Source organism: Janibacter indicus (assembly GCF_900176385.1).
GTDB classification, from domain to species: domain Bacteria; phylum Actinomycetota; class Actinomycetes; order Actinomycetales; family Dermatophilaceae; genus Janibacter; species Janibacter indicus.
This window is the reverse complement of record NZ_FWXN01000002.1, coordinates 320,780-346,866: the sequence shown is the minus strand read 5'-3', so window position 1 is coordinate 346,866 and position 26,087 is coordinate 320,780. Positions and strand designations below refer to the sequence as shown.

The following is a 26,087-nucleotide window of genomic DNA, read 5'->3' as shown; positions in this document are numbered from 1 at the left end:
TAGTGTCGGCGGTGAAGCGACCACCAGATCGAAAGGACTCCCATGTCGAAGATCTCCTTCCTCCTCGGTGCCGCCGCCGGGTACGTGCTCGGCGCCCGGGCCGGTCGTCAGCGCTACGAGCAGATCCGCTCCGGCGCCGCAAAGGCCTGGCAGTCGCAGCCGGTGCAGCAACAGGTGGCCACCGCCAAGCACGCCGCCAAGACCAAGGCCGCCCCCGCGGCGCTCGACGCGGTGAGCACCGCCGCCTCCGTCGCCGGCGACAAGATGCGTGAGGGCGCCAGCAAGATCAAGGGCGACCCCACCCGCGACGTCCCGAGCGGCGTCGCCGCGGACCCCCAGGGCCCGTCGACCTACCCGCTCGGCGAGGGCCCGACCCCCGCCTGACCCGCGACACGACGAAGGGAGGGGACCCACCGGTGATCGGTGGGTCCCCTCCCTTCGAGGCTCGCTGGCGCTCGCACCTCAGGGACCGGCGAGCGGCCTCAGATGAAGAGCGCCGGGTCCGCGTAGAGCAGCTCCTGCGGCGACAGCTCCGGGGTGCCCTCGAGCGCCGGGAAGCGGTAGCGCGCCGGGATGCCTGTCGCGACGGCGCCGGTCGGCACGTCCTTGACGACGACGGAGTTGGCGCCGACCTTGACGTTGCTGCCGACGTGGACGTCGCCGAGGATCTTGGCGCCCGCGCCGACCATGACCTTGTCGCCGAGCGTCGGGTGGCGCTTGACCCGCCGACCCGAGGTGCCGCCGAGAGTGACGCCGTGGAAGAGCATGACGTCGTCGCCGACGACCGCCGTCTCGCCGATGACGACACCCATCCCGTGGTCGATGAAGAAGCGGCGCCCGATGTGGGCACCCGGGTGGATCTCGATGCCGGTGAGGGAACGCGAGACGTAGGCGAGCAGGCGCGCGGGCCACTTCCCGCCGGGGCGCACCCACCAGCGGTGGGCGATGCGGTGCAGCCAGATGGCGTGCAGCCCGGCAGAGGTCAGGAGCACGACCCACCGCGAGGTCGCGGCGGGGTCGCGCTCCATGGCCGCGGCGAGATCCTCACGGATCGTGGCGCGGATCGGCAGGTGGGTGGCCACGGTCAGTCGAGGAGCCCCTCGAAGAGCGGGGTGGAGAGGTAACGCTCGCCGAAGCTCGGGATGATGACGACGATCGTCTTGCCGGCATTCTCCGGCCTGCGGGCCACCTGGTCCGCCGCCGCAAAGGCGGCGCCGGAGGAGATGCCGACGAGCAGACCCTCGTCGGTGGCCGACCGACGCGCCCAGTCCATAGCCGTCGGGGCGTCGATGTCGATGACCTCGTCGTAGATCTCGGTGTCGAGGATCTCGGGCACGAAGTTGGCACCCAGGCCCTGGATCTTGTGCGGGCCGGGGGCGCCACCGTTGAGGATCGGGGACTCGGCCGGCTCGACCGCGATGATCTGGATGTCCGACTTCTGCGAGCGCAGGTAGCGGCCGGCGCCGGTGATGGTGCCGCCGGTGCCGATGCCGGAGATGAGGATGTCGACCTCACCGTCGGTGTCCTCCCAGATCTCCGGACCAGTGGTCTTCTCGTGGATGGCCGGGTTGGCGGCGTTGGCGAACTGCTTCGCCTGGACGGCGCCGCGCTCGGCGGCGATCTCCTCGGCCTTCTCGACCGCGCCCTTCATCCCCTTGGCGCCCTCGGTGAGGACGAGCTCAGCACCGTAGGCGCGCAGGAGCGCCCGGCGCTCCTTGGACATGGTCTCCGGCATGGCGAGAACGACCTTGTAGCCGCGGGCCGCGCCGACCATGGCCAGGGCGATGCCCGTGTTGCCCGAGGTCGCCTCGACGATCGTGCCGCCGGGCTTGAGGTCACCGGAGGCCTCCGCCGCGTCGATGATCGCGGCACCGATGCGGTCCTTGACCGAGCTGGCCGGGTTGTAGAACTCGAGCTTCGCGGCGACGGTGGCCTCGGAGTCGATGATGCGGTTGATCCGCACGAGCGGAGTCCGGCCGACGAGCTTGGTGGCGTCTTCGTAGATGGGCAACGCGGGTCCTTCCCTTCGGGAGTCGAGATGCCGCGGTCACTGCGGCGGGCACGTCCGCGACAACGAACGCGATGTTATGGATATTCCAACACCGCGTTATCTATTGGTGCAAGCGGGTCTCACCGCCACGAGACGAAGGGGGCGGCTCCCCCCTTCGTCCGAGGCCGCGACGGGGGCGGTGAGGGTACCCTCAGGTGACGAGTGACGCACCTCTGCGGTGCTGTCGACACAGGGCCCGAGTCCTAGACTCGGCCCCATGTCTGCCCTCCAGATCGTCGCGATCATCCTCGGGGTCGGGATCACCATCGTCGGATGGGGCCTGCTCGCTCGAGCCGTCAAGCACTTCGTCACCGTCTTCAAGCTCGGAGCGTCGACGCCGGCCAAGGAGCGCACGGGCCAGCCCGGCGCCCGCACGGCGACGCTGCTGCGGGAGTTCCTCGGACACACCCGCATGTCGCGACTGCCCATCGTGGCGATCGCGCACTGGGTCACGATGGTCTCCTTCGGCGTCCTCTTCCTGACGCTGGTGCAGGCGACGGTCCAGCTCTTCGACCCGCACTTCGTGCTGCCGCTCATCGGCCACTTCTTCCTCTACGAGTGGATCACCGAGCTCTTCGCGATGACGGGCATCATCACGATCGTCATGCTGATGGTCATCCGTCAGAAGAACCACCCGCGCTCGGCTGCGGGTGACGAGGGCCGCACGTCCCGCTTCTTCGGCTCGACCTTCTGGCAGGCCTACTACGTCGAGCTGACGATCCTCGGCGTGGGCATCTGCATCGCCCTGCTGCGCGGCCTGGAGCGGGCGCTCCTGCTCAACACCGGCGAGGCCGACCACGCCTCGCTCCTGCACTTCCCGCTGACGGGCTGGCTGGGCTCGCTCTTCGAGGGCATGTCGGTCGACGCGCTCGAGGCGGGCATCGTCGTCGTCGCGCTGATCAAGCTGCTCATCTCGTACGCCTGGATGATCACCATCTCGATCAACCCGACGATGGGTGTCGCGTGGCACCGCTTCCTCGCCTTCTTCAACATCTACTTCAAGCGTCACGCCGACGGCCGCACCTCCCTGGGTGAGCTGCAGCCGATGCTCGTCGACGGCAAGCCCTTCTCCATGGAGGTCATGGAGGAGATGGAGGAGGACTCCACCCTCGGCGTCGGCAAGGTCGAGGACTTCACGTGGAAGGGCCTGCTCGACTTCTCCACCTGCACCGAGTGCGGCCGCTGCCAGAGCCAGTGCCCCGCCTGGAACACCGAGAAGCCCCTCTCCCCCAAGCTGCTCATGATGACGCTGCGCGACCACGCGCACGCCAAGGCGCCCTACCTCGCTGCGGCACAGGGCGTCTCGGGCGTCTACACCCCGGCGAGCGCCGCCAAGGGTCAGACCGCCGACGGTGCCGTCGCCTTCGGTGGCGCCGAGGCCGCCCAGGCCGAGGGCGCCGTCGCGACGGCCGAGCCGGACGCGATCAACTGGGGTGAGATGTCGCTCGTCGGCCAGACCGGCTACGACATCGACCACCCGCTGTCGGCCTACAACCCGCACGGCCCCGACGCGGTCATCGACGAGGACGTCCTGTGGTCGTGCACCACCTGCGGCGCCTGCGTCGAGCAGTGCCCCGTCGACATCGAGCACGTCGACCACATCGTCGACATGCGTCGCTACCAGAACCTCATCGAGTCGGCCTTCCCGAGCGAGCTCGGGGGCCTGTTCAAGAAGCTGGAGTCCAAGGGCAACCCCTGGGGCATGGGCGCCAAGGCGCGCATGGACTGGGCGAAGGACCTCCCCTTCTCCGTCAAGGTCCTCGGCGAGGACGTCGAGTCGGCCGACGACGTCGACTACCTCTTCTGGGTCGGCTGCGCCGGCGCCTACGAGGACCGCGCCAAGAAGACGACGCGCGCGGTGGCCGAGCTCTTCGACCACGCTGGCGTGGACTTCGCGGTCCTCGGCAACGGCGAGACCTGCACCGGTGACTCCGCTCGCCGCGCGGGCAACGAGGTGCTCTTCCAGATGCTCGCGGAGCAGAACGTCGAGACGCTCAACGAGCTCGGCGCGACCAAGATCGTCGTCACCTGCGCGCACTGCTTCAACACGATCAAGAACGAGTACCCGCAGCTCGGCGGCAAGTACGAGGTGCTGCACCACACGCAGCTGCTCAACCGCCTCGTCCGCGAGAAGAAGATCGTCCCAGTCAACCGCCCCGAGGGCAGCCGCAAGTCCAGCAACAAGGACGTCGCGTCCACCGGCCCGTCGGTGACCTACCACGACCCCTGCTACCTGGGTCGGCACAACAACGTCTACGCCCCGCCGCGTGAGCTCATCTCGGCCCTGCCGGGTGTCGAGCTCAAGGAGATGGAGCGGTCCAAGGAGAAGTCCTTCTGCTGCGGCGCCGGTGGTGCCCGCATGTGGATGGAGGAGCAGCTCGGCTCGCGGATCAACCTCAACCGCACCGAGGAGGCCATCGCAACCGGCGCCGACAGGATCGCCGTCGGCTGCCCCTTCTGCCGCGTCATGCTCACCGACGGCCTGACGGCCAAGCAGTCCGAGGGCGCCTCCGAGGACATCGAGGTCGTCGACGTCGCGCAGATGCTGCTCGCGTCGGTCAAGGAGGCCGCCCCGGTCGAGGCGAAGGGCGCCCCCGCCGCCGCGCCCGCGGAGGCCACCGAGGAGACCTCGACGCAGGCTGCGCCTGCCCCCGCCGAGGCGAAGCAGGCGGAGGCTCCGACCGACGAGCCGACGACCGCCGCCGACAAGAACGCCGCTCCCTCCTGGGAGACCGGCGACGCTGCCGGTGGCACTGCTGCTGCAGCGGGTACGGCCGCGGCCGCGTCCACCGCCGCGGACAAGAACGCGGCTCCCTCCTGGGAGACTGGTTCGGCTGCCGAGAAGAACGCCGCGCCGTCGTGGGAGACCGGTGCTGCGGCCCCGGCCGCCGAGGAGAAGTCCGAGGCCCCCGCCGAGAGCACCGCCGCGGACAAGAACGCGGCTCCCTCCTGGGAGACGGGTTCGGCTGCTGAGAAGAACGCGGCCCCCTCCTGGGAGACGGGTTCGGCTGCTGAGAAGAACGCCGCCCCGTCGTGGGAGACCGGTTCGGCTGCAGAGAAGAACGCCGCCCCGTCGTGGGAGACCGGTTCGGCTGCAGAGAAGAACGCCGCCCCGTCGTGGGAGACGGGCGCTGCCACGACGGCCGCCGAGGAGCCCAAGGCCGAGGAGCCGAAGGCCGAGGCGCCCGAGGCTGCGGCTGCCAACGACTCGGTCGCCGCGAAGAACGCCGCCCCGTCCTGGGAGACCGGTGCTGCTGCAACCCCGGCTGCGGCGCCCGCCGAGTCGGCCACGGAGTCTGCCTCCGAGGAGGCACCGGCCGCCGAGACCGCCGAGGTCACGCAGGAGACCGCTGCGGACTCCGCACCGGCTGCCGAGGCCGCTGCTCCCGCCGCGGCTCCGGCGGCGACCGGTGACAGTGACCTGGCTGCCAAGAACGCCGCTCCCTCGTGGGAGACCGGCGCCGCGGCTGCCGCCCCGGCTGCTGCTGCCACCTCCGCGGCAGAGGCTCCGGCCACCACCGAGGCACCTGCCGAGGCCGCGGCACCCACCACCACCGAGGCACCCGCCGAGGTCGAGGCCACGCCTGCTGCCGAGGAGTCGGAGGCACCCGCCGCCGAGGCGACCCCGGTCGCCGAGGACACCGCTCCCGCCGCCCCGGCGGCGACCGGTGACAGCGACCTCGCGGCCAAGAACGCCGCTCCCTCGTGGGAGACGGGCATCGCGGCCGCCCCCTCAGTCGAGGCACCTGCCGCTGCAGAGCCCGCCGCGGAGGCGACGGCTGCCGAGTCCTCGGCCGAGACCGAGGCACCGGTCGCCGAGACCGAGGCACCGGCCGAGCCGGTCGCCGAGGAGCCGGCGCAGGAGGCCGAGGAGGCCGAGGAGGTCGCAGCGCAGGCCCCCGAGGCACCGGCTGGCGACAGTGACCTCTCGGAGCTGGCGAAGAAGAACGCCAACCCCTCCTGGGAGTGACCTCAGGACGCTCACGCGACGAAGGGGGCTGCGCACCACGGTGCGCAGCCCCCTTCGTCATGTCGGCGGGCCAGGCGCCGCCCTGACCCGGCGTCGTTGGTGCCGCTTGGTCACCCGCAGAGGGACAACCAGGTGACACCAACGACGCCAGGTGGCATCACCGCCGTCAGCCACACCCGCGCCGGTGGCCCGCCCCCGTGGCCGAACAGACTGGCGTGCTCAGTCGAGGCCCTCCTCCTTGAGGAAGTCCGCGGCCACCTTGTCCGGGTCCTCCTTGTCGATGTCGGTGCGCTTGAGCAGCTCCTGCAGCTTTTCGGTCGTCAGCTTCGCGGAGACCTCGTCGAGCGTCTCGGCCACCTGCTCCTGCGAGTCCTCGCGCACCAGCGGCACGACGTTCTGGCTGCCGAAGAGCTTCTTGGTGTCCTCGAGGACGACGAAGTCGTTCTCGACGATCGCCGGGTCGGTGCTGAAGATGTTGGCCGCATCGATCTGACCGTTCTTGAGCGCGCCGTTGGTGGCCTGCCCGGGCTTGAGCGGACGGAAGCTCTGGAACTCGATGTCGTAGGTCTTCTTCAGACCCGGGATGCCCTGGGCGCGGGTCTTGAACTCCGACGGCGCACCGAGCGTCATCTCCCCGGCCGCGTCGGTGAGGTCCTCGAGCGTCTTCAGGTCCTGCGAGTCCGCGGTCTCCTTCGTGACGACGATGGAGTCGTTGTCCTCGGCCTCGGACTTGTCCAGGACCGCCAGCCCGTCAGGCAGCACCTCGGTGAGCCCGTCGTAGGTCTTGTCGGGGTCGGTCTCGGCGAACTTCTTGTCGTAGTAGAGCGCGAGGTTGCCGGTGTACTCCGGCACGACGTCGACGGAGCCCTCCTCGAGCGCCTTGAGGTAGACCTCGCGGGAGCCGATGCCGGTCTTGGTCGAGGCCTCCACGCCGTCGGCCTCGAGCGCGCCGGCGTAGATGTGGGCGAGCAGGATCGACTCGGAGAAGTCCGCGGACCCCACGACGACGCCACCGCCGGCGTCACCCCCTTCGCCCGACGACGAGGAGCTGGCGAGCGGGTCGCCGCCGCCACCGCACGCGGTCAGCCCGAGGGCTCCGACCATGGTCAGGGACAGCGCGGCGACGCGGGCACGACGGGGCACGCGGATGGTCGGGGTCATGGGGTTCCTCCAGCGGTGATGGGGTCGGACGAGGGACGAAGGGAGCGGGTGCGGCCGGTGAGTCCCGGCGAGACGACGACCCGGCCCAGCAGGGCGAAGGGGGCGTCCAGCGCCAGCGCGAGGAGGGCCACGAGGATCGCGCCGCCGGCGGTCATCGCGTAGTCCTGTGTGGCCAGCCCGTCGATGAGGAAGCGGCCGAGGCCGCCCAGGCCGACGTAGGCGGCGACGGTCGCCGTGGCGACAACCTGGAGCACCGCGGCCCGCAGGCCGGACAGGAGCAGGGGCAGGGCGATGGGCAGCTCGACCTTCCACAGCACCTGGCTGCCGGTCATGCCGATGCCGCGGGCGGCGTCGCGGGCGGCGGGGTCGACGGCCTCGACCCCGGCGTAGGTGCCGGAGAGGATCGCGGGGATCGCCAGGAGCACGAGGACGATGACGCTCGGGACGAGGAAGGCGGCGTCGCCCGGCAGTCGGGGCAGCAGGACGAGGGTGAGGGCGAAGAGCAGGCCGAGGGTCGGCACGGCGCGCAGGGCGTTGGCCGCGGTGACGAGCCACCGGCCACGGCCGGAGTGCCCGATCCACAGGCCGACGGGGATGGCGATGGCCGCGGCGATGACGAGCACGAGCAGGGTGTAGCCCACGTGCTCGAGCAGCCGCGCGAGGATCCCGTCGGCTCCCGACCACGCGTCGGCACTCGTCAGCCACTCGAGGATGGACCCGATCATGCCGCGCTCCCCTCCCGCGCCCGCCGCCACGGGGTGAGGGCACGCTCGAGGAGCCGGATCGCGATGTCGAGGACGAGGGCGAGCAGGATGCACCCGGCGATGCCGGCGAGCAGCTCGCCGCCGATCGCCCGGTTGTAGCCGTCGACGAGCAGGTCACCGAGCTGGCTGACGCCGATGAGCGAGGCGATCGAGACGATCGAGACATTGCTGACCGCGGCGACCCGCAGGCCGGCCGCGATGACCGGCACGGCGAGGGGCAGCTCGACGCCGAAGAACCGGCGCACCGGCGTGTAGCCCATCGCCGTCGCCGACCGCTCGACCTCCTCGGGCACCGAGCCCAGACCGTCGACGACCGAGCGCACGAGCAGCGCGACGGTGTAGATCGTCATGGCGACGACGACATTGATCGGGTCGAGGATGCCGGTGCCCAGCACGAGCGGCATGAGGACGAAGAGCGCCAACGACGGCACGGTGTAGAGCAGCCCCGCCGCGACGATGACGCCACCACGCAGGCGCGGGCTGCGGTGCGCCAGCCAGCCGAGAGGCAGCGCGACGAGCAGGCCGAGCAGCAGGGGCAGACCGGCGAGCCACGTGTGCCGCAGGGTGAGCGCGAGGACGTCGTCGAGGTGGTCGAGGATCCAGCTCATGGTGTCGCGCCGCCCGGGTCGTGGGGCCGCTCCTGGGCCTCGATGACGGAGAGGACCTCGGTGGCCCGGCAGGTGCCGGCCAGGGCACCGTCGCCGTCGACGACGACCCCGCGGCGGCTCGGCGAGGACAGGGCCGCATCGAGGGCGGCGCGCAGTGGCCCGTCGACCCGAGCGAGCGTGCCACCCAGGGCGAGCGAGGTCTTGTCGACCACCCCGTCACCGAGGTCGGCCGGTCGCGCCCAGCCCTGGGGGCGGCGTCGGTCGTCGATGACGAGCACCCACCCGTCGTTGCCGGCGCGGGCGGCCGCATCGCCGACACCCGAGCCCAGCGCCACGGTCGGCTCGTCGTGCAGCGGGATGCTCGCCCGCTCGAAGCCCAGCGCGCGGTACCCGCGGTCGCGTCCGAGGAAGTCGGCGACGAAGCCGTCGGCCGGGTGGGCGAGCAGCTCGTGCGGTCGGGCCAGCTGGGCGATCCGCCCACCGACACGCAGCACGGCGACGTGGTCGCCGAGCTTGATCGCCTCGTCGATGTCGTGGGTGACCATGACGATCGTCTTGCCGAGCTCGCCCTGCAGCCGCAGGAACTCGTCCTGCAGCTGCTCGCGGACCACGGGGTCGACGGCGCTGAAGGGTTCGTCCATGAGCATGACCGGCGGGTCGGCGGCGAGCGCGCGGGCGACCCCGACGCGCTGCTGCTGGCCGCCCGACAACTGGCTGGGGTAGCGCCGGCCGAGGGCCGGGTCGAGACCGACGAGCTCGAGCAGCTCACGGGCCCGGGAGATCGCGGTCTTCTTCGCGGTGCCGAGCAGGAGCGGGACGGCCGCGACATTGCGCTCGACCGTGTGGTGCGGGAAGAGGCCACCGTGCTGGATGACGTAGCCGATGCCCCGGCGCAGCTGCGCGGCGTCCATCGCCAGGACGTCCTGGCCGTCGATCGTCACCGACCCCGCGGTCGGTTCGATCATCCGGTTGATCATCCGCAGGGTGGTGGTCTTGCCGCACCCGGAGGGGCCGACGAGGACGGTGATCGCCCGGTCCGGCGCGGTGAGGCTCAGGTCGTCGACGGCGACCGTGCCGTCGGGGTACTGCTTGGTCACGCCGTCCAGCCGAATCATCCGGCACCAGTCCCATCGATCGTGTAGGAGATCATCCTACGGACGGGACAAACCTAACCCGAGAAGACGTCCAGCACCTGGGAGCGCGGCACCTCCGCGACGGACGCGTGCTCCCACCGCGGCTGCCGGTCGCGGTCGACGAGCTGGGCGCGCACCCCTTCGCTGAAGTCGGGCCGGGCGAGCATCCCGCGGGCGATGACGGTGTCCGTCGCGAGCACCTCGCGCACGGAGCCCGCGTCGGCGGCCCGGCGCAGCGCCTCCAGCGTCACGGCCACCGACAGCGGGGAGCGAAGGGAGATCTCCTCACCGGCAGCACGGGCCGCCGGGTCCGGGTGCGCGCGGAGTCGCTCGACGACGGCCGCGGCGTCGTCGCCGGCATAGCACTCGTCGATCCACGGCCGGGCGGAGCGGATCGCCGAGCCGTCCCCCTTCGTCGCACCGGAGGGGACCGGCTCGACCGGGCCACGGGCAGCGACGGCCGCGAGCAGCTCGGGTACACGGGCGGAGTCGACGACGGCGTCGGCGAGGCCGAGGTGGACGGCGTCGGCGCCCGTCACGGTCGTGCCGGTGAGCGCGACGTGCGTGCCCGTCTCGCCCGGGGCGCGCGAGAGCCGGTAGGTCGCGGCGACGTCGGGGAAGAAGCCGATGACGGTCTCGGGCATCGCGATCCGCGACCGCTCGGTGGCCCAGCGCGCCGTGGCAAACATCGAGATGCCGAGCCCGCCGCCCATGACGATGCCGTCCATGACGGCGATGACGGGCTTGGGGTACTCGGCGATCTGCGCGTCGAGCGAGTACTCGTCGGCCCAGAAGTCCACTCCCCCACTGGTGCCCGCGAGGTGCGCCTCCCGCACCTGGCGCACGTCGCCGCCCGCACACAGCCCGCGCTCGCCCGCGCCCTCGAGGGAGACCGCGGCGACGGCGTCGTCGTCGGCCCACGCCACGAGCCGCTCGGACATCGCGCGCACCATGTCGCGGGTCAGCGAGTTGATGGCCCGAGGGCGGTTGAGCAGCACCCTGCCGAGGGACCCCTCGACGGCGAAGAGCACCTCGTCGGTGCCGGTGGGCCCGGGAGCGAAGTCAGACATGGGCGAAACCTTGGCACAGGCCCGCCCGGTCGATCTCAACCGGGTCAGCTCCTGGCCGGCGCGGCCGCGGTGGACGCCCGGACGACGAGCTCGGGCTTGAACATGTACTCCTTGGCCGGGATCGGCTCGCCACCGATCGCGTCGGAGAGGGCGGCGACCGCCGCCGCGCCGAGCCCCTGGACCGGTTGCCGGACGGTCGTGAGCGGAGGGTCGAGGAAGCCGACCATCGTCGAGTCGTCGAAGCCGACGACCGAGACGTCCTCGGGGACCGAGAGGCCCATGTCGCGCACCTCGCGGATGGCGCCGATCGCCATGAGGTCGGAGGCGCACACGAGCCCGGTGGCGCCGCGCTCGACGAGGCTCCGGGCGGCGGCGGCGCCGCCCTCGACGGTGAAGAGTCCCTCGTCGACCCACTCGGAGGCCTCCTCCGCGGACAGTCCGAGGTGCCGCTGCAGAGCGCTGGTGAAGCCGGCGAGCTTGCGGATCGAGGGCACGTAGCGCCGCGGCCCCGTAGCGAGCCCGATGCGACGGTGCCCGAGCTGCGCGAGGTGCGCGACCGCGAGCGCCATCGCGTCCTCGTCGTCGGTCGAGAAGAAGGGGACGTCGATGTCGTCGACGAAGCCGTTGATGAAGGCGACGGGCATCCCGCGCGCGACGAGGCTGCGGTAGCGCTCGTGGTCGGCCGTCGTGTCCGCGTGCCGCCCCGAGACGAAGATGATGCCGGCGACGCCGTGGTCGAGGAGCGACTCGACGTACTCGTCCTCCGAGATGCCGCCGGGCGACTGGGTGCAGAGCACGGGCGTGTACCGGCGCCGGGCGAGGCCGTCCTCGATGACCTGGGCGAAGGCGGGGAAGACCGGGTTGTCGAGCTCCGGGACGACGAGCCCGACGAGGCCACCGCTCCTGCGACGCAGCTTGGCCGGCCGCTCGAAGCCGAGGATGTCGAGCGCGGTGAGCACCGACTGCCGCGACGACTCGCTCACCCCCGACTTGCCGTTGAGCACGCGACTGACGGTTGCCTCGCTGACGCCGGCCTGAGCGGCGATGTTCGACAGGGTGCCCATGGGTGCATCGAACACCTCTTTCACGACTTGCGCAAGGTCTTCCAAATCATGCAAGACCTTGCTAGGTTCCGATAACGCCCTTCACGGGTTCACCCTTCGCCACCTCTCCAAGGAGCACGCCATGCGTCGTTCGTTGCCCGGCATCACCGCTGCTGCCGGCGCTCTCGCCCTCGCCCTCACCGCCTGCGGTGGGAGCGGCACCAGCGGGAGCGACTCGTCGTCGAAGAGCCAGGCCGAGGTCGACCCGGCCACGCTCAAGGCCGAGCTGACGTGGTGGGACACCTCAGACCCCACCAACGAGGCGCCGGTCTTCAAGGACCTCATCAAGCGCTTCAACAAGAAGTACCCGAACGTCAAGATCAAGTACCAGTCCGTCCCCTTCGCCGACGCGCAGAACAAGTTCAAGACCGCGGCCGAGGCCGGGGAGGGCGCACCGGACGTCATGCGGGCCGAGGTCGCCTGGGTCCCGGAGTTCGCCGCCGCCGGCCACCTCTACGCCCTCGACGGCACCTCCCTGCTCGAGGACAAGGACTTCCTCGAGACGCCGCTGTCCTCGAACGTCTACAAGGGCAAGACCTACGGCGTCCCGCAGGTCACCGACACGCTCGGCCTCATGTACAACAAGAAGCTCTTCAAGGAGGCGGGCATCAACAAGCCCCCGACCACCTGGCAGGAGGTCGAGGAGGCCTCGAAGAAGCTCAAGGACAAGGCCGGTGTCGACGGCATCTACCTCAACAGCGCCGGGTACTTCGTGCTCCCCTTCATGTACGGCGAAGGGGGTGACCTCGTCGACGACGAGAAGAAGCAGATCCTCGTGGGGTCGGACGAGAACAAGGCGGGCATCAAGACCGCCGTCGACCTCATCGACTCCGGCGCGGCGCCGAAGCCGGACGCCAACGACGCCTACGGGACGATGATGACCCTCTTCAAGGAGGGCAAGGTCGGGATGATCATGAACGGTCCGTGGGAGGTCGCGAACATCATCAAGGACCCGGGCTTCGGAGGCACGAAGAACCTCGGCATCGCCCCGGTCCCGGCTGGCTCGAAGGGGGCCGGCTCCCCCGTGGGCGGTCACAACTACGTCGTCTACTCGGGCCTGGACGAGAAGAAGGCCGACGCGGCCACCGCCTTCATCGAGTACATGAGCTCGCCGGAGTCGCAGGCCTACATCGCCGACGAGCTCGGCCTGCTGCCGACGAGCGAGAAGGCCTACGAGCTCGTCAAGGACAACGCGCAGGTGACGGCATGGGAGGAGCCGCTCAAGGTCTCCAAGCCCCGCCCGTGGATCCCCGAGGGCGGCCTCTTCTTCACGCCGCTCGACGCGATGGCGACGAAGACCCTCGTCAAGGGCGACGACGTCTCGAGCACGCTCGACGCGACGGCGAAGACGTACAAGTCCGACGTCGTCCCGGATTACGAGCTGCCGTGACCTCGTCGATCACCGCGGAGCCCGACCTCGAGTCGGGCTCCGCCCCTCGGGGCCGGGTCCGTCAGCTCCTCGACAAGCACTGGTACGCGTGGGCGATGGTCCTGCCCACCGTCCTCGTTCTCGGGGTGCTCGTCATCGCCCCGCTGCTGCAGGGCATCTACCAGTCCTTCACGAACCTCAACGAGTCCAACAACCGCGACGTCGTCTGCACGAAGACGCTCGGCGGCGGCCAGGAGTGCGTCGACAACCCTGACTCAGCGCACTGGGTCGGTCTGCACAACTACGTCGAGCTCCTCACCGGCGGCCAGGGCAACTTCTGGATGCTCTTCGTCAACACCGTCGTGTGGACCGCCTCGTGCGTCGCCCTGCACTACCTCGTCGGACTCGGTCTCGCCGTCCTGCTCAACCGCAACTTCCGCGGGCGCTCGCTCTACCGCGTGCTGCTCATCGTCCCGTGGGCCGTGCCCGCCTTCGTCAGCGCCTTCGCGTGGAAGTTCCTCTTCAACCCGCGCTTCGGGATCATCAACTCCACGCTGAGCGGCATCGGGCTCGACCCCGTCGACTGGTTCAACCACCGCTGGACCGCGATGTTCGCCGCCATCGTCACCAATGTCTGGCTCGGTGTGCCCTTCATGATGGTCGCCCTGCTCGGCGGGCTGCAGTCCATCCCCGCCGACCTCTACGAGGCGGCCGAGATGGACGGAGCCACGCCGTGGCAGCGCTTCCGCGACGTGACCCTGCCCGGCCTGCGACCCGTCAGCTCAACGGTCATCCTGCTCGGCACCATCTGGACCTTCAACATGTTCCCGATCATCTTCTTCGTCACCGGTGGAGAGCCCGCCGGCGAGACCGAGATCCTCGTGACCGGGGCCTTCCGCGCGGCCTTCGAGGGCCTGCGCAACTACTCGCTCGCGGCGACCTATGGCGTGCTCATCCTCTCGATGCTCATCGTCTACGCCGGCATCTACCGCCGCATCCTCAGCAAGAAGGGAGAGGTCTGGTGAGTCGTCGTCCCCGCGGTCGCGGGCAGCGGAGCGTCGGTGCATCGATCGCGCTGCACGCCACCCTCATCACCGCCACCGTCATCGCGCTCTTCCCCGTCGTCTGGGTCTTCCTGTCCTCGCTCAAGCCGAGGAGCGCCATCCAGTCGAGCCGGATCACCCTCTTCGACCAGCCGAGCCTCGACAACTACCGCCGCGTGCTCCTCGAGACGAGCTTCCCGACGTGGTTCCTCAACTCGATCGTCGTGGCCGGGCTGACGATGGTCTTCGGCCTGGCGATGTCCGCCACCGCCGGGTACGCGTTGAGCCGCTTCAACTTCCCCGGCAAGCGCGGGCTCATGTGGCTCTTCCTCGTGACGCAGATGTTCCCCGTCGCGATTCTCATCGTGCCGATCTACACGATCATGGCCAACCTCGGGCTCATCGACACCAAGCTGTCGCTCGTCATCGCCTACTGCTCGGTCGCCGTCCCCTTCTGCACCTGGATGCTCCGGGGGTACTTCGACACGATCCCCCGCGACCTCGACGAGGCAGCGGCTCTCGACGGCCTGGGCCCCTTCGCGACCTTCTGGCACGTCGTCCTGCCGCTCGCCAGGCCGGGGCTGGCCGTGACCGCCTTCTACACCTTCCTCACCGCGTGGGGCGAGGTGGCCTACGCCATCGCCTTCACGCTGAGCGACTCGAAGCTGACCCTCGGTGCGGGGCTCCAGCAGTTCGTGCCGCAGTACAACCCGCAGTGGGACCTGCTCACCGCTGGAGCGGTGCTCATCATGGTCCCCGCGTCGCTCGTCTTCTACTTCGCCCAGAAACACCTTGTCGCCGGCCTCACCGCTGGTGGGACCAAGGGATAGGAGCCCCGATGTCCACCCCCGTCCTCTTCGACTCCGCCAGCCGGGTCTACCCCGGCTCGACCACGCCCGCCGTCGACGCTCTCCACCTCGACATCGACCCCGGTGAGTTCCTCGTCCTCGTCGGCCCCTCCGGGTGCGGCAAGTCCACGAGCCTGCGCATGCTCGCCGGGCTCGAGGACGTGACCTCCGGCTCGATCCACGTCGGTGGTCGGGACGTGACGCACCTGCCGCCGAAGGACCGCGACATCGCCATGGTCTTCCAGAGCTATGCGCTCTACCCGCACCTCACCGTCGGGGAGAACATGGGCTTCGCCCTGAAGATCGCTCGCGTGTCGAAGTCCGAGATCCGCTCGCGCGTCGCCGAGGCCGCAAAGGTGCTCGACCTCGAGCCCCTGCTCGACCGCAAGCCGGCCGCCCTCTCCGGCGGTCAGCGCCAGCGCGTCGCGATGGGCCGGGCGATCGTCCGCGAGCCGCAGGTCTTCCTCATGGACGAGCCGCTGTCGAACCTCGACGCCAAGCTTCGCGTCCAGACCCGCACGCAGATCGCGGCGCTCCAGCAGCGCCTCGGCGTCACGACCGTCTACGTCACGCACGACCAGGTCGAGGCGATGACGATGGGCGACCGCGTCGCGGTGCTCAAGGACGGCGTCCTGCAGCAGGCGGCCTCGCCGCTCGAGCTCTACGACCGTCCGACCAATGCCTTCGTCGCCGGCTTCATCGGGTCCCCGGCGATGAACCTCGGGACCTTCCGCGTCACCGACGGCGCGGCGGTCGTGGGAGGCGCCAGGGTCCCGCTGTCCCGCGCGACCATCGCGGCCCTCACCGAGGACGAGGTCGTGCTCGGCTTCCGCCCCGAGGCCGTCGAGGTGGTGAGCCAGGGCACCGAGGGCGCGCTGGCCATCGAGGTGCTCGTCGCCGAGGAGCTGGGCTCCGAGGCCTTCCTCTACGGCAACCTCGTGGGCGGCGAGCTCCACGCGCCGCACCTCGTCGCCAAGGTCCCGCCGCGCAGCGTCCCGGAGAAGGGCAGCCTGGTCCACCTGCGGATCCAGCAGGACCGGCTGCACCTCTTCTCCGCGAGCACGGGCGAGGCGCTGCCCTCCTGACCCGATCGAGCGGCCCTGACCGGCTCGGAGGTCAGCGCGGGGCGGGACAGCGTCGGTCGAAGTCGTCCTTCAGCAGCTGCGGCTGGAAGTCCGGGTTGTCCTTGGACCAGAAGTAGACCTCGATGGTGGAGGAGTCCCGCTCCATGACCTCCGAGACCTTCATCGTCGTGTCGGCCGCGGCCCGCGCCTGGGTCCACCGCTCCCGCTTGCCGGACGCGGAGTCGGTCTCCGGGAGCGTGTAGACGACCTTGAGGTCGGTCGTCGCGAGCTTGCGGGCGACCTCGCCGAGCGGCTCGTCGTGCAGGGCCATGCAGTGCAGCGGCTGCCCCTCGGCGAAGAGCCCCTCGGGCGCGGGGACCACCGGCGTGGCCTTGGACGTCGACCGGGTTGTCGTCGACGTGGACGTCGAGGCAGGAGCGGCCGGCACCGTCGCGGGTCCGCTGGGCCCGCCGTCGGACGCGGCCCACAGGGCGACCCCGACGAGGGAGGCCGCGACCCCGGCCGCCGCCAGTCCGGCGATCAGCCGCAGGGGTCGCCCCGTCCTGCCGCGGCCGGATCCGGTCGCGGACCCCAGCGGTCGGTCGGCACCGTCCAGCGCGGCGAGCCGCTCGCGGGCCGCGGCCACCTGCGTGTCGTCGACGCCGGTCAGGTCGGCGCGGTGGCCCTGCACCGCCACGAGGTCGTGGTCGTCGTGGTTGATCTCGTCGTGCTCGAGCACATCCCGGCTCATGGGTGACCCCCCTCGGTGTCGTGGTCGGTGCCGTCGTGGTCGGTGAGCGCCGCGCGGACCCGGGCGCGTGCCCGGTGCAGCCGTGAGCGCACGGTGCCGATGGGCAGGTTGAGCGCCTCCGCCACCTCCGCGTGGCTCATCTGGGCGTGGGCGACGAGCAGCAGCACGTCACGCTCGTCGTCGCGCAGGTCGGCCAGCGCGCCGGCGAGGGCCCGCCCGCGGGCCTGCGCATCGACCCGGGCGTCGATCTCGCCGAGGCCGGTGTACCCCTCGACGAGCGGGTCCGCACCGAGTCGCGCGTGGGCCCGGTAGCCGCGAACCTCGCTGCGCCGGTGCTTGGCGAGGAGGTTGGTCGCGATGCCGAAGAGCCAGGCGCGATGACCTCCCTTCGTCGGGTCGAAGCGGTCGCCGTGCTCCAGCGCGCGGACGAAGGTCTCGCTCGCGAGGTCCTCGGCCGTGTGGGCGTCCACCCGTCGCGCGAGGTACCCGTGGACGTCCCGGTAGTGCTGGTCGAAGACCTCGAGCAGCGTGACCGGGCGCGAGGTCGCCCCTGCGCGGCCTCATGCCCGGTCATCACTGCTCCCTTCGTCGCCCATGTCGCCATGGTGCTCTCCGTCGCGCTCACACCTGTTCTTCCCCGCACGTCGCGGATCGGTTCCCGCCCCCGCTCGACGGGCCGCGACCGGCTGGCACACTGGGCTCGCGATGACGGAGCACCGGGCGGGGAGACGCTGGAGGACGCTGCTGGCGTGGGCCGGCTTCGGCGTCCTCGTCCTGTGCGTGCTCGCCGTCGCCGCCATGTACCTGCGCGGTGGCCGCACGAGCATCGGGGTCGTCATCGCCGCCGCCCTGCCCGTCGTCGTCGGGGTCGCCCTGGTGGCCGCGCTCGTGTCGTGGCGCCACCTGCGCTGGTGGCGGCTCGCCCTCGTCGCCGCCCTGCTGCTCAGCCAGGCACCGCTGCTCGACCACGTCGTCGCCGACCCGCGGCCCGCGGCCGAGGACGGGCCGACGATCACGGTCGCGACGCTCAACACGGCGTGGGCGGGCCCAACCGACGCGGAGCTCGTCGACCTCGCCGACGGCGCCGACGTGCTCGCCCTGCAGGAGTGGGACCCCGGACGCACCGATGGCCTGGGTCGCGCCCTCGGCCCGCAGTGGCGGCTCGCCGCCAGCGACCACGACGACTACATCGGGACCGACGTCGACGTCTGGGTGCGCAGCCCGTGGACGGTCGCCTCGTCCACCCCGCTCGCCGGTCGGCAGCCCGGAAGTGCACTGCGGCTGCGCCGGGGTGGCACGGAAGTCACCGTCGTCGGCACGCGCCTGCAGAACCCCGCCTTCCTCGCGGCCGACCGCTGGGGCGAGGGGCTGGACTCCCTTCGTCTGGCGACCGAAGGGAGTGACGGTCCGGTCATCGTCCTCGGCGACCTCAACGCACCGCCCAGCGCGGTCGCCTACCGGCGGTGGGTGAAGCGAACAGGCTTGCGGGACTGCACCGCTCAGCTCGGGTCCGGGTTCCCCGGCACGTGGGGGCGGACGCGCGGAGCCGCCTACGGGCCGGTGCCGATCGACCACGTGACGACCCGCGGGGCCGCGTGCACCGCGCTCGAGGTCACCCGCGAGCGCGGCAGCGACCACCGCGCGCTGACCGCGACGGTCGCGCTGCCCTGATCAGCCGAGCCGGGCGAAGGCGCCGTCCTGAGGTGCGCGGGCCCCCGGGCCCGAGCCTCGAAGGGGGGCCGCCGCCTCCAGCTCGAAGGCGAGCTCGAGGAGCAGCCGCTCCTGCCCCCTTCGCGCGGAGAGCATGACGCCGATCGGGCGACCGTCGTCGGTGTGACCGAGCGGGAGCGAGATCGACGGCTGCCCGCTCGCATTGTGCAGCGGGGTGAAGCCGACGTAGTCCGGCAGGCGCGCGAAGTGGGTCTCGAAGTCGAGGTCACCGGACAGGTAGCCGATGCGCGGGGTGGTGTGCGCGAGCGTCGGCGTGAGGATGACGTCGACCGCCGGGAAGTTGCGCTGCGCCACCGGACCGACCGCGGCCAGGCGGGCGAGGTAGAGCGGGGCGCGGTACAGCCGCTTGGTGGCGCGCTTGGCCAGGCCGAGGGTGAAGGGGTCGAGCTGCGCGGCGTCGAAGCCTTCGCCGTAGACCCGGCGGCCCTGCTTGGCGGAAGCGAGGGCGAGCAGCCCCCAGTAGTCCTCGAAGTCGGTCTTGAAGAAGGCCGGCACCGGCACCTCGACGTCGTCGACGTCGTGGCCGAGCCCGTCGAGCAGCCGGGCCGCCCCCTCGACGGCCTCACGGGTCTGGGAGTCGGTCGGGGGGACGAGCGGCGAGTCGATCATCACGCCGACCCTCCGGCGGCGGGATGACGGGCCCTCGACGAGGCCGACGGGCGGCAGCTTGCGTGCCGGCTGGTGCTGCTCGGCCGCGGCGACGAAGGCCGCGGTGTCGCGCACGGTGCGGGTGAGCACGCCGTTGACGACGATCGGGATCGGCGTCTGGTCGGTGCTCGGGTCACCCTGCAGTCGGCCGCGGCTCACCTTGAGACCCACGAGCCCGCAGGCCGCGGCGGGGATGCGGATCGACCCGCCGCCGTCGTTGCCGTGGGCGATCGGCAGGGCCCCGGAGGCGACGAGTGCCGCGGACCCGCCGGAGGAACCGCCCGAGGAGTAGCCGGTGGCCCAGGGGTTACGGGTGATCCGGCCGCCCGGCCGCTCGGTCGTCGCCGTCCAGCCGAAGGGAGGACAGGTCGTCGTCGCCACCGGCACCACGCCCGTGGACAGGTACTGCCGGACGAAGGCCCCGTCCTCGGTCGCGGGCCGGTCCGGCAGCGCGTCGGACCCCATGCGCACGGGCAGCCCGGCCACGTGGACGTTGTCCTTGAAGGCCGTCGGCACCCCGGCGAAGGGGGCCCGCGCCCCGGCCCCCTTGGCGTCGGGAGCGATCGCGGCGGCCCGCTCGCGGGCGCGGTCGGTGTCGAGGACGGTCGTCGCACCCAGCTCCGGGTCGACGGCGGCGACGCGGGCGATGGCGGCTTCGACGGCCTCGGTCGCGCTGATCCGGCCGGCCCGGATCTCCTCGGCGACGCCCGTCGCGTCGAGGGAGCCGAGTGCGTCGTCGCGGTAGGCCGACACCCGTCGGGACTCGTGGTCCTCGCGAACCTGCTCGTAGGGCACGGTGGGGCGGGTGTCGGCGCTCATGTGCCCGATGTTACCCGTGGGTCACCGTTGCGGCCCCTGAGGAGGGAGGCCGCCCGCGGCCGACCGTCTCGAAGGGACGGCCTACACCTGCGACCGGTGGAAGCCCGCGAACGAGCGACTCGCCGTCGGGCCCCGTTGGCCCTGGTAGTGCGACCCGTAGGCCGCCGAGCCGTAGGGGTGCTCGGCCGGTGAGGAGAGGCGGAAGAAGCACAGCTGTCCGACCTTCATGCCCGGCCAGAGACGGATCGGCAGGGTGGCGACATTGCTCAGCTCGAGCGTCACGTGCCCCGAGAAGCCCGGGTCGACGAAGCCGGCCGTCGCGTGGGTCAGCAGCCCGAGGCGACCGAGCGAGGACTTGCCCTCGACGCGGGCGGCGAGGTCGTCGGGCAGGGTGATCGTCTCGAGGGTGGAGCCGAGGACGAACTCACCCGGGTGGAGGACGAAGCCCTCGTCGGGCTCGACCTCGATGAGCCGGGTGAGCTCGGGCTGGTCCTGGGCCGGGTCGATGACCGGGTACTTGTGGTTGTCGAAGAGCCGGAAGAACTTGTCCAGCCGCACGTCCACGCTGCTCGGCTGGACCATCGTCGGGTCCCACGGGTCGAGCACGACCCGCCCACCGTCGATCTCGGCCCGGATGTCCCTGTCGGAGAGCAGCATGCTCCGACCCTAGAGCGGGAGGGGCCTCACTGGGTGAAGTTGATGTCGACCGGCACGGTCGGGACGTGGTCGAAGACGACCGCGGCCACCGGGGAGTCCTTGCCCCCCGAGCGCTCGAAGGTGACGCCATCCGGCGGATAGGGCTCCCCGGGCTCCGCCGCCATGTCGACACCGTCCTCGGGGTCGATGGTCATGGTCCCGCCGATCTCCCAGGCATTCGTCGTCCCGGAGACCGCCCAGAAACGCACCGGGATGCCCTCGGCATTGGTCGCCTTGGTCATCGCCTCCCAGTTCATCGTCTCGGGGATCTCGATGCGCACGCCCCCCTCGGGCGTGAGGGCGATGTCCTTGCGGTACCTCTCGATGACCTTGCGCTCGCTCGCGTCCACGGGCTCCCACACGCTGCCGGTGACGAAGGGAGTGGGGTTGGGGTTGGTCGGGGCGGCCGAGGAGCTCTGGTCCGAGCTGGTGGCCGGGGGCGCCGACTCGGGGCCGCCCGTGGCGACCACGACTCCCCCGACGACGACGGCGGCGGCCACGGCGGCCGCGCCGCCCAGCAGCCAGGAGCGGCCGCCCTTCCTGCTCCGGGGCTCGGCGTGGGAGCGGGCCCCCTGCACGCGCTCCCACGCGACCCGTCGCTGCGCCTGAGTCGGCCCAGGCACGTCGGCCCGCAGCTCGCGCAGCGCGTCCATCTCCGGCCCGTCGAGCAGGCCGATCTCGTCAGTGGTCATCGTGGCTCCCCTTGGTGTCGTCGAGCGCGGCCTGCACGATGCCCCGGGCGCGGTTGAGCCGGGAGCGCACGGTCCCGACCGGCAGGTCGAGGGCCTGGGCGACCTCGGCATAGGTGAGGCCCGCATGGGCGACGAGCAGCAGCACGTCCCGGTCGCCGTCGGAGAGGTCGGCGAGGGCGGTGACGAGAGCCGGCCGGCGTGACTGCGAGTCGACCCGGTCGATGGCTCGATCGGTCTCGTCGCCCGCGGTCACCAGCGGGTCGACGCCGGTGCGGGCCCAGGCCCGGTAGGCGCGGACCTCTTCGCGGTGGTGGCGGGAGAGCAGGTTGCTCGCGATGCCGAAGATCCACCCCCGCAGCGCCCCCCGCTCCGGGTCGAAGGTGTGCCCTCGGGTCACCGCCTGGACGAAGGTCTCGCTCGCGAGGTCCTCCGCGACGTCGGCCGGCACGCGCCGGGCGAGGTAGCGGTAGACGTCGGCGTGGTGCCGGTCGAAGACCTCGTCGATCGGTACCCCGCCGACGCTCGGCGACCGCCGCAGCGCCTTGACCTGCCCCATCGGCGGCCTGCCCGTGTCCGTCCCCAGTGTGCTCACACCTGTACTTGCCCGCAGGGCGAAGGGGGGTTCACGCCCACTCCTCGTCGCCGATCGATGTGCGTGGGTGACCCCCAGCGCACCCAGTTACATCAACCCAGTCCCCGACCCGCGCGCAAAAGCCCTCGGCCCCGTCACCGAGCGGTGACGGGGCCGAGAAACTGCTGAGGGGTGTTGCCCTAATTCGCGCCGACCCTAGCTTTCCAGGCTTCCAATCTGTGCCCGTCGCACCCTTCACACGCACGGTGCAACTTCTTCACATGCATGCGGGGAGCCCTACAGTGCCTCAGCTTCGTGGCGGCGTGCGAGTGTCGATAGGTCGGCGTGGTAGGTCACGGCCCCAACTCGCCGCGCACGGCTGCCCGACGCGCGGCAGCTCGCGCCTTATCCACTCGAGGCTGGTACCTCTCAACGCCGCGCGCGCCCAGTGCGGCCAAGTCGGCGTCGGACGACGCCGCCAGCTGGGCACATGTCTCAAGGTGCGCCGCAAGTCGCTCGTACTCCGTTCCGGTGCCCGTGCCGACCTCCAGGGTCCAGAGGAGATCATCAGGAGTCCATCCCATGGGTCGCAGGGCGCGTGCCAAGTCGGACAATGGAAGACGCACGTGGAACTGAAACTGCATCGCATGCAGGAGTTGGCCCACGCTGAGGGGGAAGCCAGGCTCAGCCACTTCCTTGGAGATCCAATCCGTGTCGTCGCATGCAAGCACCCAGAACGCGTTCGCCGCGCGTGGCGAGTCGCGGACCCTTCTCCATACAGCTTGCCGGTTATGGACCGAGAGTTCCGCGGCGGAGTCCTTCCAAACATCGTAGGACCCCATGCTGTCCGGTGACACTACGTGGCGAACCATCAGGTCCATGAAGGATTCTGGAGCAACTCTTGCCAGCGCCTTTAGAGCTTCGTTCTGGGCCCAGTTGTGTGGCGCGTCCTGATCAACGTCCAAGGCTTCCATCGCCTCAGCCCACTCTGCGTCAAGGACGGCGTCCTTCCGCCCCATCAAACGATCTGCCGCCCAGAGCACTGCGGTTCCACTCCGCACCTGAGGGCTCGGGTGCTGAAACAAGAGGGCCAGCGTAGATGCGCCCGCATTTCCGAGGGGTGCCCCCCACTCAAGGCTGGCGAGGTCCTCCCCCGACAAATCCTCGACGACCATGTCGACGAGGCTCTGGTCGTGACAGTCTGCGATGACCGCGGGCACGAACGCGGTTCGGGCGCCTCGGTCTGCCAACATCCGCCGCGACAGCGCTTCAGTCATGAGACCCAAATCGAGGCACTTGCGAATCACAGGCCCTGCCACACGACCAAGACCGTGGTCTAGCGCCGCCCGCAACCACTCCGTTGGGTTGGGCTCCGCAGCGAGGCGGGCAAACACCAGATGCAGCGCGGCCGCGCCCGAAACCATGGAGAGGTCTTGCTGATGTCCTTCAAGCCAGGCCATAAGGGTCTCAGCTGGCCTGACCAGGTAGGCAGCGAGCGCGGCATCGACGGACTCCGCGTGCCGGCGTTGGTCTTCTTCCCAGCCGCAGCCGAAGTCATGCTCGCGGGTCAGCGCGCGGAACAGGTCGTCCGGTTCATTCAGTGGCGCCGCCACCTCGCCCACTGCGCGGTTGAATACGGTTCGAAGACCCGGCGTCGAGATCTGACGACCGACATCGGCAGCTAGGGCGCGTGCGATCTCGGCCCCCGCGGACCTCTGTTCCTCCGTGGGCAGGCCCCCGAATGGAAGCTGACGCCCCGCAGCAAGACCAACGAACTTCTCAAGAAGCATGATGAGTTGCCGCAGTTGAGTGACGTCCGCCTGCTCAGCGCGCCCGGCCAGGCTGGTACGGAGGAGATCAAACAACTCGGTCAACACATGCGCGGGCCAGGTGAAGGACTGCAATACCCATCGAGCGCTCGACTCAGGGTCCTTGTAGTTCCCGTCGACGGTAGGGGTAAGGATTTCAACAGCCAACTCGAGCCACACCTGTCGTGGGAGCTCCGAGCACTGCGGGCCCGAGATGGCCATCGCAAGCCTCGTGATGGGGTCGGGAGACGGCCATTCACCGGGAGGGGCAGCACGGACTCCCTCGACCAGAGCCTTCACCGCAGCGCTACAGTCCCACCCCTGCCCGATGACAAGCACAAACGCCTCGAACAGTTGCCCTGTAGAGGTGTTGTCGTCTCGCTGGAGCGCCTCCGCCGTCCTATGAGCAAGCTCCACTAGCTGGCTTAAGGCAATTGCTGCCTGACCGGTCGCCACGGCGCTAGCTACGCCCTTCGCAAGATGGCCGTCGACGATATTGGCGTAGCGAGGCCCAATAAGGGCGTAGGTTCTGAGCAATTCCATTCGCTCAGAACTCTCACTGGTGCCTTCGAGCGCCGAGATGAACTCGACCTCAGTCGGGATCAGTGGCTCGTCCGCCCCAAGCAGAGCGGCATGAATCTGAGACTGCACTACGTGCGGCGAGAGCTCAGGTAGCGCCTCCTTGATGTCCCTGATCGAGATCGCAGGCGCGCTGGCAGCAAAGTAGACGTCAGAAGCAATACTGGCCGCGACAACTGGCGGTACCACTCGGTAGAACTCCTCCACCGTAGGCCCATCACCCTCCCACGTGGACCGGCGTTGCACATCCAGAAGTCCGGCGATGGCCACCGAACGAGTCAACCCTGCGCGCCGAGTGGGGGTCAGCTCAAACAACTTGCCCAACTCGCGCATTTGACGTTCGTTGACCCCACCTGCGAGCGCGACAGTAGCCAGCAGGTGAATTGCCTCATCTTCAGCGTTAGATCGCCGCAGAAATGAAAGAATTTGCTGGCGGAGGGCTCGACCTGACCACACGGATTGCCAGTCCCGACGGTCCACGAGGAGGTCCGCGAGGTTGATAGCCCACGCAGGACGGCCCTGCGCCTGATCGAGAATGTGCGCCAGAACCGCGGTACGGGTCACACCTCGTTCCCGCAGAATTGCTCCGAGTTCTTCGCGCGTCAAGAGATCGACCTCGCAACTGGTGGCGCCAGGCAGTGCGTCGCCAACTGCTCCAACCTCGTGTGGCCAACACGTGGCCACAATGCGAAAGTCGAGGTTCTCCGCCTCGCGGGCGCCCCAGAGCCGCTGGACATCGGCAGCCCGCGCGCCCGCGTCATCAACCACGACGACGTCCGGGGTCGTTGAGATTAGGTCATCCACCAGCTGCTCGGGCAGAGCATGCTCAGCGAGGAAGAGCGCACCGGGCAACTTCCCGGCGACGTGGCTCTTTCCCGCGCCCGGGACGCCCCAGATGACAAGGTCGTGATCAGTGGCCGCCGCCGTGGCGAGAAGTTCGTCGCGACCGATGGTCGAGAGTTGCGTCTCCTCGGGGCGCGCACCGCGGGCCGTCCGAGAGAAGCTGGAGAACCCTCCTGAGATGCCCAAGACCTTCAGTCGCCAGTCCGGGCTCCTGAGAAACTCATTCGCGAACCATGCACGGTCGAAGACCTGCATCAAGTCGCAGTCGAACTCGTTGGCGATCTTGGCCAGTTGAAGGCGCTTGGTCTGGTTGACCTCCGCGAGATTGGCCACCATCACGTGTTCCAACTTGCGGCCATGTTCCCGCGCGGACTTCAGGCTGCCACGCAGACTCTTCTTGGCTCCGTCCCAACTGCGGGACGACGTGACCACGAGCCCGAGCACGTGCCCGTTGGGTCTGACGAGCTCAGCATCGAGCCCGTGGTCCGTCCCGCCTGGAATTGGGGCCAGCCCCGGGTACAACCGCCCGATCAGTTCCGTCGCGCAGTCTTCGAAATCACCGGATTGAAGGCGATGCCCGTCGTCGTCCAGACGGCTCTGGATCCGATCGATCAGGTTCACGTGCTTCCCTCTCGAAGAGCGTCCGTGTCGTGGGAGAAGAACAACATCGCTGACGCTCCCATGTCTCCTCCTCGACTGATTCGCCACCGTCTGCTCAAGAAATAGCACGGAGCAACGACAACGTGGGCGGCCCGGCTGAGGGCCC

Annotated in this window: 22 protein-coding genes; 7 read left to right on the top strand and 15 right to left on the bottom strand. The window is 70.2% G+C overall.

Features of this window, described 5'->3' with window-relative positions; genetic code table 11:
* Positions 1-42: 42 nt before the first annotated feature.
* Positions 43-384, top strand: a complete 342-nt coding sequence (locus tag B9B60_RS03455; RefSeq protein ID WP_072625621.1) for a hypothetical protein — start codon at positions 43-45, stop codon at positions 382-384.
* Positions 385-482: 98 nt separating this feature from the next.
* On the opposite strand, the gene cysE is transcribed toward B9B60_RS03455, so the two are convergent.
* Both cysE and cysK read right to left on the bottom strand, forming a co-directional pair.
* The gene (gene cysE, locus B9B60_RS03450; RefSeq protein ID WP_084449867.1) at positions 483-1,082 is read right to left on the bottom strand and encodes a serine O-acetyltransferase; all 600 of its coding nucleotides are present in this window, start codon (positions 1,080-1,082) and stop codon (positions 483-485) included.
* A 2-nt stretch (positions 1,083-1,084) separates the two neighbouring features.
* A complete protein-coding gene (gene cysK / locus B9B60_RS03445; protein WP_084449866.1) occupies positions 1,085-2,011 on the bottom strand; it encodes a cysteine synthase A in 927 nt (308 codons plus the stop codon).
* Positions 2,012-2,267: 256 nt separating this feature from the next.
* Between cysK and B9B60_RS17755 the strand changes: the two genes are divergently transcribed.
* Positions 2,268-6,020, top strand: coding sequence for a heterodisulfide reductase-related iron-sulfur binding cluster (locus tag B9B60_RS17755; protein ID WP_084449865.1), 3,753 nt, complete (start codon positions 2,268-2,270; stop codon positions 6,018-6,020).
* 219 nt (positions 6,021-6,239) lie between these two features.
* Here B9B60_RS17755 and B9B60_RS03435 read toward each other — a convergent pair whose 3' ends face one another.
* The 6 genes from B9B60_RS03435 to B9B60_RS03410 are packed head-to-tail and all read right to left on the bottom strand — an operon-like array spanning position 6,240 to position 11,820.
* Positions 6,240-7,181 carry an ABC transporter substrate-binding protein gene (locus tag B9B60_RS03435; RefSeq protein WP_084449864.1) on the bottom strand — a complete coding sequence of 314 codons (942 nt, stop codon included), beginning with the start codon at positions 7,179-7,181 and terminating at the stop codon, positions 6,240-6,242.
* Entirely contained in the window at positions 7,178-7,906 is a 729-nt protein-coding gene (locus B9B60_RS03430; RefSeq protein WP_084449910.1) for an ABC transporter permease, read from the bottom strand. The genes B9B60_RS03435 and B9B60_RS03430 overlap by 4 nt, the downstream gene beginning before the upstream one ends.
* Positions 7,903-8,553, bottom strand: a complete 651-nt coding sequence (locus tag B9B60_RS03425) for an ABC transporter permease (protein ID WP_084449863.1) — start codon at positions 8,551-8,553, stop codon at positions 7,903-7,905. Before B9B60_RS03425 ends, B9B60_RS03430 begins: the two co-directional genes overlap by 4 nt.
* The gene (locus B9B60_RS03420; RefSeq protein ID WP_084449862.1) at positions 8,550-9,668 is read right to left on the bottom strand and encodes an ABC transporter ATP-binding protein; all 1,119 of its coding nucleotides are present in this window, start codon (positions 9,666-9,668) and stop codon (positions 8,550-8,552) included. Before B9B60_RS03420 ends, B9B60_RS03425 begins: the two co-directional genes overlap by 4 nt.
* 53 nt (positions 9,669-9,721) lie before the next feature.
* Positions 9,722-10,756, bottom strand: coding sequence for a 3-hydroxyisobutyryl-CoA hydrolase (locus B9B60_RS03415; protein ID WP_084449861.1), 1,035 nt, complete (start codon positions 10,754-10,756; stop codon positions 9,722-9,724).
* A 44-nt stretch (positions 10,757-10,800) separates the two neighbouring features.
* The gene (locus tag B9B60_RS03410) at positions 10,801-11,820 is read right to left on the bottom strand and encodes a LacI family DNA-binding transcriptional regulator (protein ID WP_084449860.1); all 1,020 of its coding nucleotides are present in this window, start codon (positions 11,818-11,820) and stop codon (positions 10,801-10,803) included.
* Positions 11,821-11,941: 121 nt separating this feature from the next.
* Between B9B60_RS03410 and B9B60_RS03405 the strand changes: the two genes are divergently transcribed.
* The 4 genes from B9B60_RS03405 to B9B60_RS03390 are packed head-to-tail and all read left to right on the top strand — an operon-like array spanning position 11,942 to position 16,204.
* Positions 11,942-13,249 carry an extracellular solute-binding protein gene (locus B9B60_RS03405; protein ID WP_084449859.1) on the top strand — a complete coding sequence of 436 codons (1,308 nt, stop codon included), beginning with the start codon at positions 11,942-11,944 and terminating at the stop codon, positions 13,247-13,249.
* Complete coding sequence (locus B9B60_RS03400) at positions 13,246-14,253, top strand: carbohydrate ABC transporter permease (RefSeq protein WP_234993715.1); 1,008 nt, start codon at positions 13,246-13,248, stop codon at positions 14,251-14,253. The genes B9B60_RS03405 and B9B60_RS03400 overlap by 4 nt, the downstream gene beginning before the upstream one ends.
* Positions 14,250-15,101 carry a sugar ABC transporter permease gene (locus B9B60_RS03395; RefSeq protein ID WP_234993714.1) on the top strand — a complete coding sequence of 284 codons (852 nt, stop codon included), beginning with the start codon at positions 14,250-14,252 and terminating at the stop codon, positions 15,099-15,101. Before B9B60_RS03400 ends, B9B60_RS03395 begins: the two co-directional genes overlap by 4 nt.
* 8 nt (positions 15,102-15,109) lie before the next feature.
* On the top strand, positions 15,110-16,204 hold the full coding sequence (locus B9B60_RS03390) for an ABC transporter ATP-binding protein (protein ID WP_068318986.1): 1,095 nt from the start codon (positions 15,110-15,112) through the stop codon (positions 16,202-16,204).
* 31 nt (positions 16,205-16,235) lie between these two features.
* Here B9B60_RS03390 and B9B60_RS03385 read toward each other — a convergent pair whose 3' ends face one another.
* Positions 16,236-16,934: a hypothetical protein gene (locus B9B60_RS03385; RefSeq protein ID WP_143445415.1), complete on the bottom strand. Its 699-nt coding sequence runs from the start codon at positions 16,932-16,934 to the stop codon at positions 16,236-16,238.
* On the bottom strand, positions 16,931-17,461 hold the full coding sequence (locus tag B9B60_RS03380) for an RNA polymerase sigma factor (protein ID WP_084449858.1): 531 nt from the start codon (positions 17,459-17,461) through the stop codon (positions 16,931-16,933). Before B9B60_RS03380 ends, B9B60_RS03385 begins: the two co-directional genes overlap by 4 nt.
* A gap of 178 nt (positions 17,462-17,639) precedes the next feature.
* Between B9B60_RS03380 and B9B60_RS03375 the strand changes: the two genes are divergently transcribed.
* Positions 17,640-18,605, top strand: coding sequence for an endonuclease/exonuclease/phosphatase family protein (locus B9B60_RS03375; RefSeq protein ID WP_084449857.1), 966 nt, complete (start codon positions 17,640-17,642; stop codon positions 18,603-18,605).
* Here B9B60_RS03375 and B9B60_RS03370 read toward each other — a convergent pair whose 3' ends face one another.
* The 5 genes from B9B60_RS03370 to B9B60_RS03350 all read right to left on the bottom strand — a co-directional run bounded on the left by B9B60_RS03370 (position 18,606) and on the right by B9B60_RS03350 (position 25,942).
* The gene (locus B9B60_RS03370) at positions 18,606-20,132 is read right to left on the bottom strand and encodes an amidase (RefSeq protein ID WP_084449856.1); all 1,527 of its coding nucleotides are present in this window, start codon (positions 20,130-20,132) and stop codon (positions 18,606-18,608) included. It abuts the gene before it with no gap.
* A gap of 81 nt (positions 20,133-20,213) precedes the next feature.
* Entirely contained in the window at positions 20,214-20,789 is a 576-nt protein-coding gene (gene dcd / locus B9B60_RS03365; RefSeq protein WP_084449855.1) for a dCTP deaminase, read from the bottom strand.
* A gap of 26 nt (positions 20,790-20,815) precedes the next feature.
* Entirely contained in the window at positions 20,816-21,520 is a 705-nt protein-coding gene (locus tag B9B60_RS03360) for a hypothetical protein (protein WP_084449854.1), read from the bottom strand.
* Entirely contained in the window at positions 21,510-22,112 is a 603-nt protein-coding gene (locus B9B60_RS03355) for an RNA polymerase sigma factor (RefSeq protein WP_200811139.1), read from the bottom strand. Before B9B60_RS03355 ends, B9B60_RS03360 begins: the two co-directional genes overlap by 11 nt.
* 332 nt (positions 22,113-22,444) lie before the next feature.
* Positions 22,445-25,942: a hypothetical protein gene (locus B9B60_RS03350; RefSeq protein ID WP_084449852.1), complete on the bottom strand. Its 3,498-nt coding sequence runs from the start codon at positions 25,940-25,942 to the stop codon at positions 22,445-22,447.
* Positions 25,943-26,087: the final 145 nt, after the last annotated feature.

Coding starts and splice junctions, on each gene's coding strand:
- B9B60_RS03455 (WP_072625621.1), top strand. CDS start 43: ATGTCGAAGATCTCCTTCCTCCTCGGTGCCGCCGCCGGGTACGTGCTC.
- B9B60_RS17755 (WP_084449865.1), top strand. CDS start 2,268: ATGTCTGCCCTCCAGATCGTCGCGATCATCCTCGGGGTCGGGATCACC.
- B9B60_RS03435 (WP_084449864.1), bottom strand. CDS start 7,181: ATGACCCCGACCATCCGCGTGCCCCGTCGTGCCCGCGTCGCCGCGCTG.
- B9B60_RS03430 (WP_084449910.1), bottom strand. CDS start 7,906: ATGATCGGGTCCATCCTCGAGTGGCTGACGAGTGCCGACGCGTGGTCG.
- B9B60_RS03425 (WP_084449863.1), bottom strand. CDS start 8,553: ATGAGCTGGATCCTCGACCACCTCGACGACGTCCTCGCGCTCACCCTG.
- B9B60_RS03420 (WP_084449862.1), bottom strand. CDS start 9,668: ATGATTCGGCTGGACGGCGTGACCAAGCAGTACCCCGACGGCACGGTC.
- B9B60_RS03415 (WP_084449861.1), bottom strand. CDS start 10,756: ATGTCTGACTTCGCTCCCGGGCCCACCGGCACCGACGAGGTGCTCTTC.
- B9B60_RS03410 (WP_084449860.1), bottom strand. CDS start 11,820: ATGGGCACCCTGTCGAACATCGCCGCTCAGGCCGGCGTCAGCGAGGCA.
- B9B60_RS03405 (WP_084449859.1), top strand. CDS start 11,942: ATGCGTCGTTCGTTGCCCGGCATCACCGCTGCTGCCGGCGCTCTCGCC.
- B9B60_RS03390 (WP_068318986.1), top strand. CDS start 15,110: ATGTCCACCCCCGTCCTCTTCGACTCCGCCAGCCGGGTCTACCCCGGC.
- B9B60_RS03385 (WP_143445415.1), bottom strand. CDS start 16,934: ATGAGCCGGGATGTGCTCGAGCACGACGAGATCAACCACGACGACCAC.
- B9B60_RS03375 (WP_084449857.1), top strand. CDS start 17,640: ATGACGGAGCACCGGGCGGGGAGACGCTGGAGGACGCTGCTGGCGTGG.
- B9B60_RS03370 (WP_084449856.1), bottom strand. CDS start 20,132: ATGAGCGCCGACACCCGCCCCACCGTGCCCTACGAGCAGGTTCGCGAG.
- dcd (WP_084449855.1), bottom strand. CDS start 20,789: ATGCTGCTCTCCGACAGGGACATCCGGGCCGAGATCGACGGTGGGCGG.
- B9B60_RS03360 (WP_084449854.1), bottom strand. CDS start 21,520: ATGACCACTGACGAGATCGGCCTGCTCGACGGGCCGGAGATGGACGCG.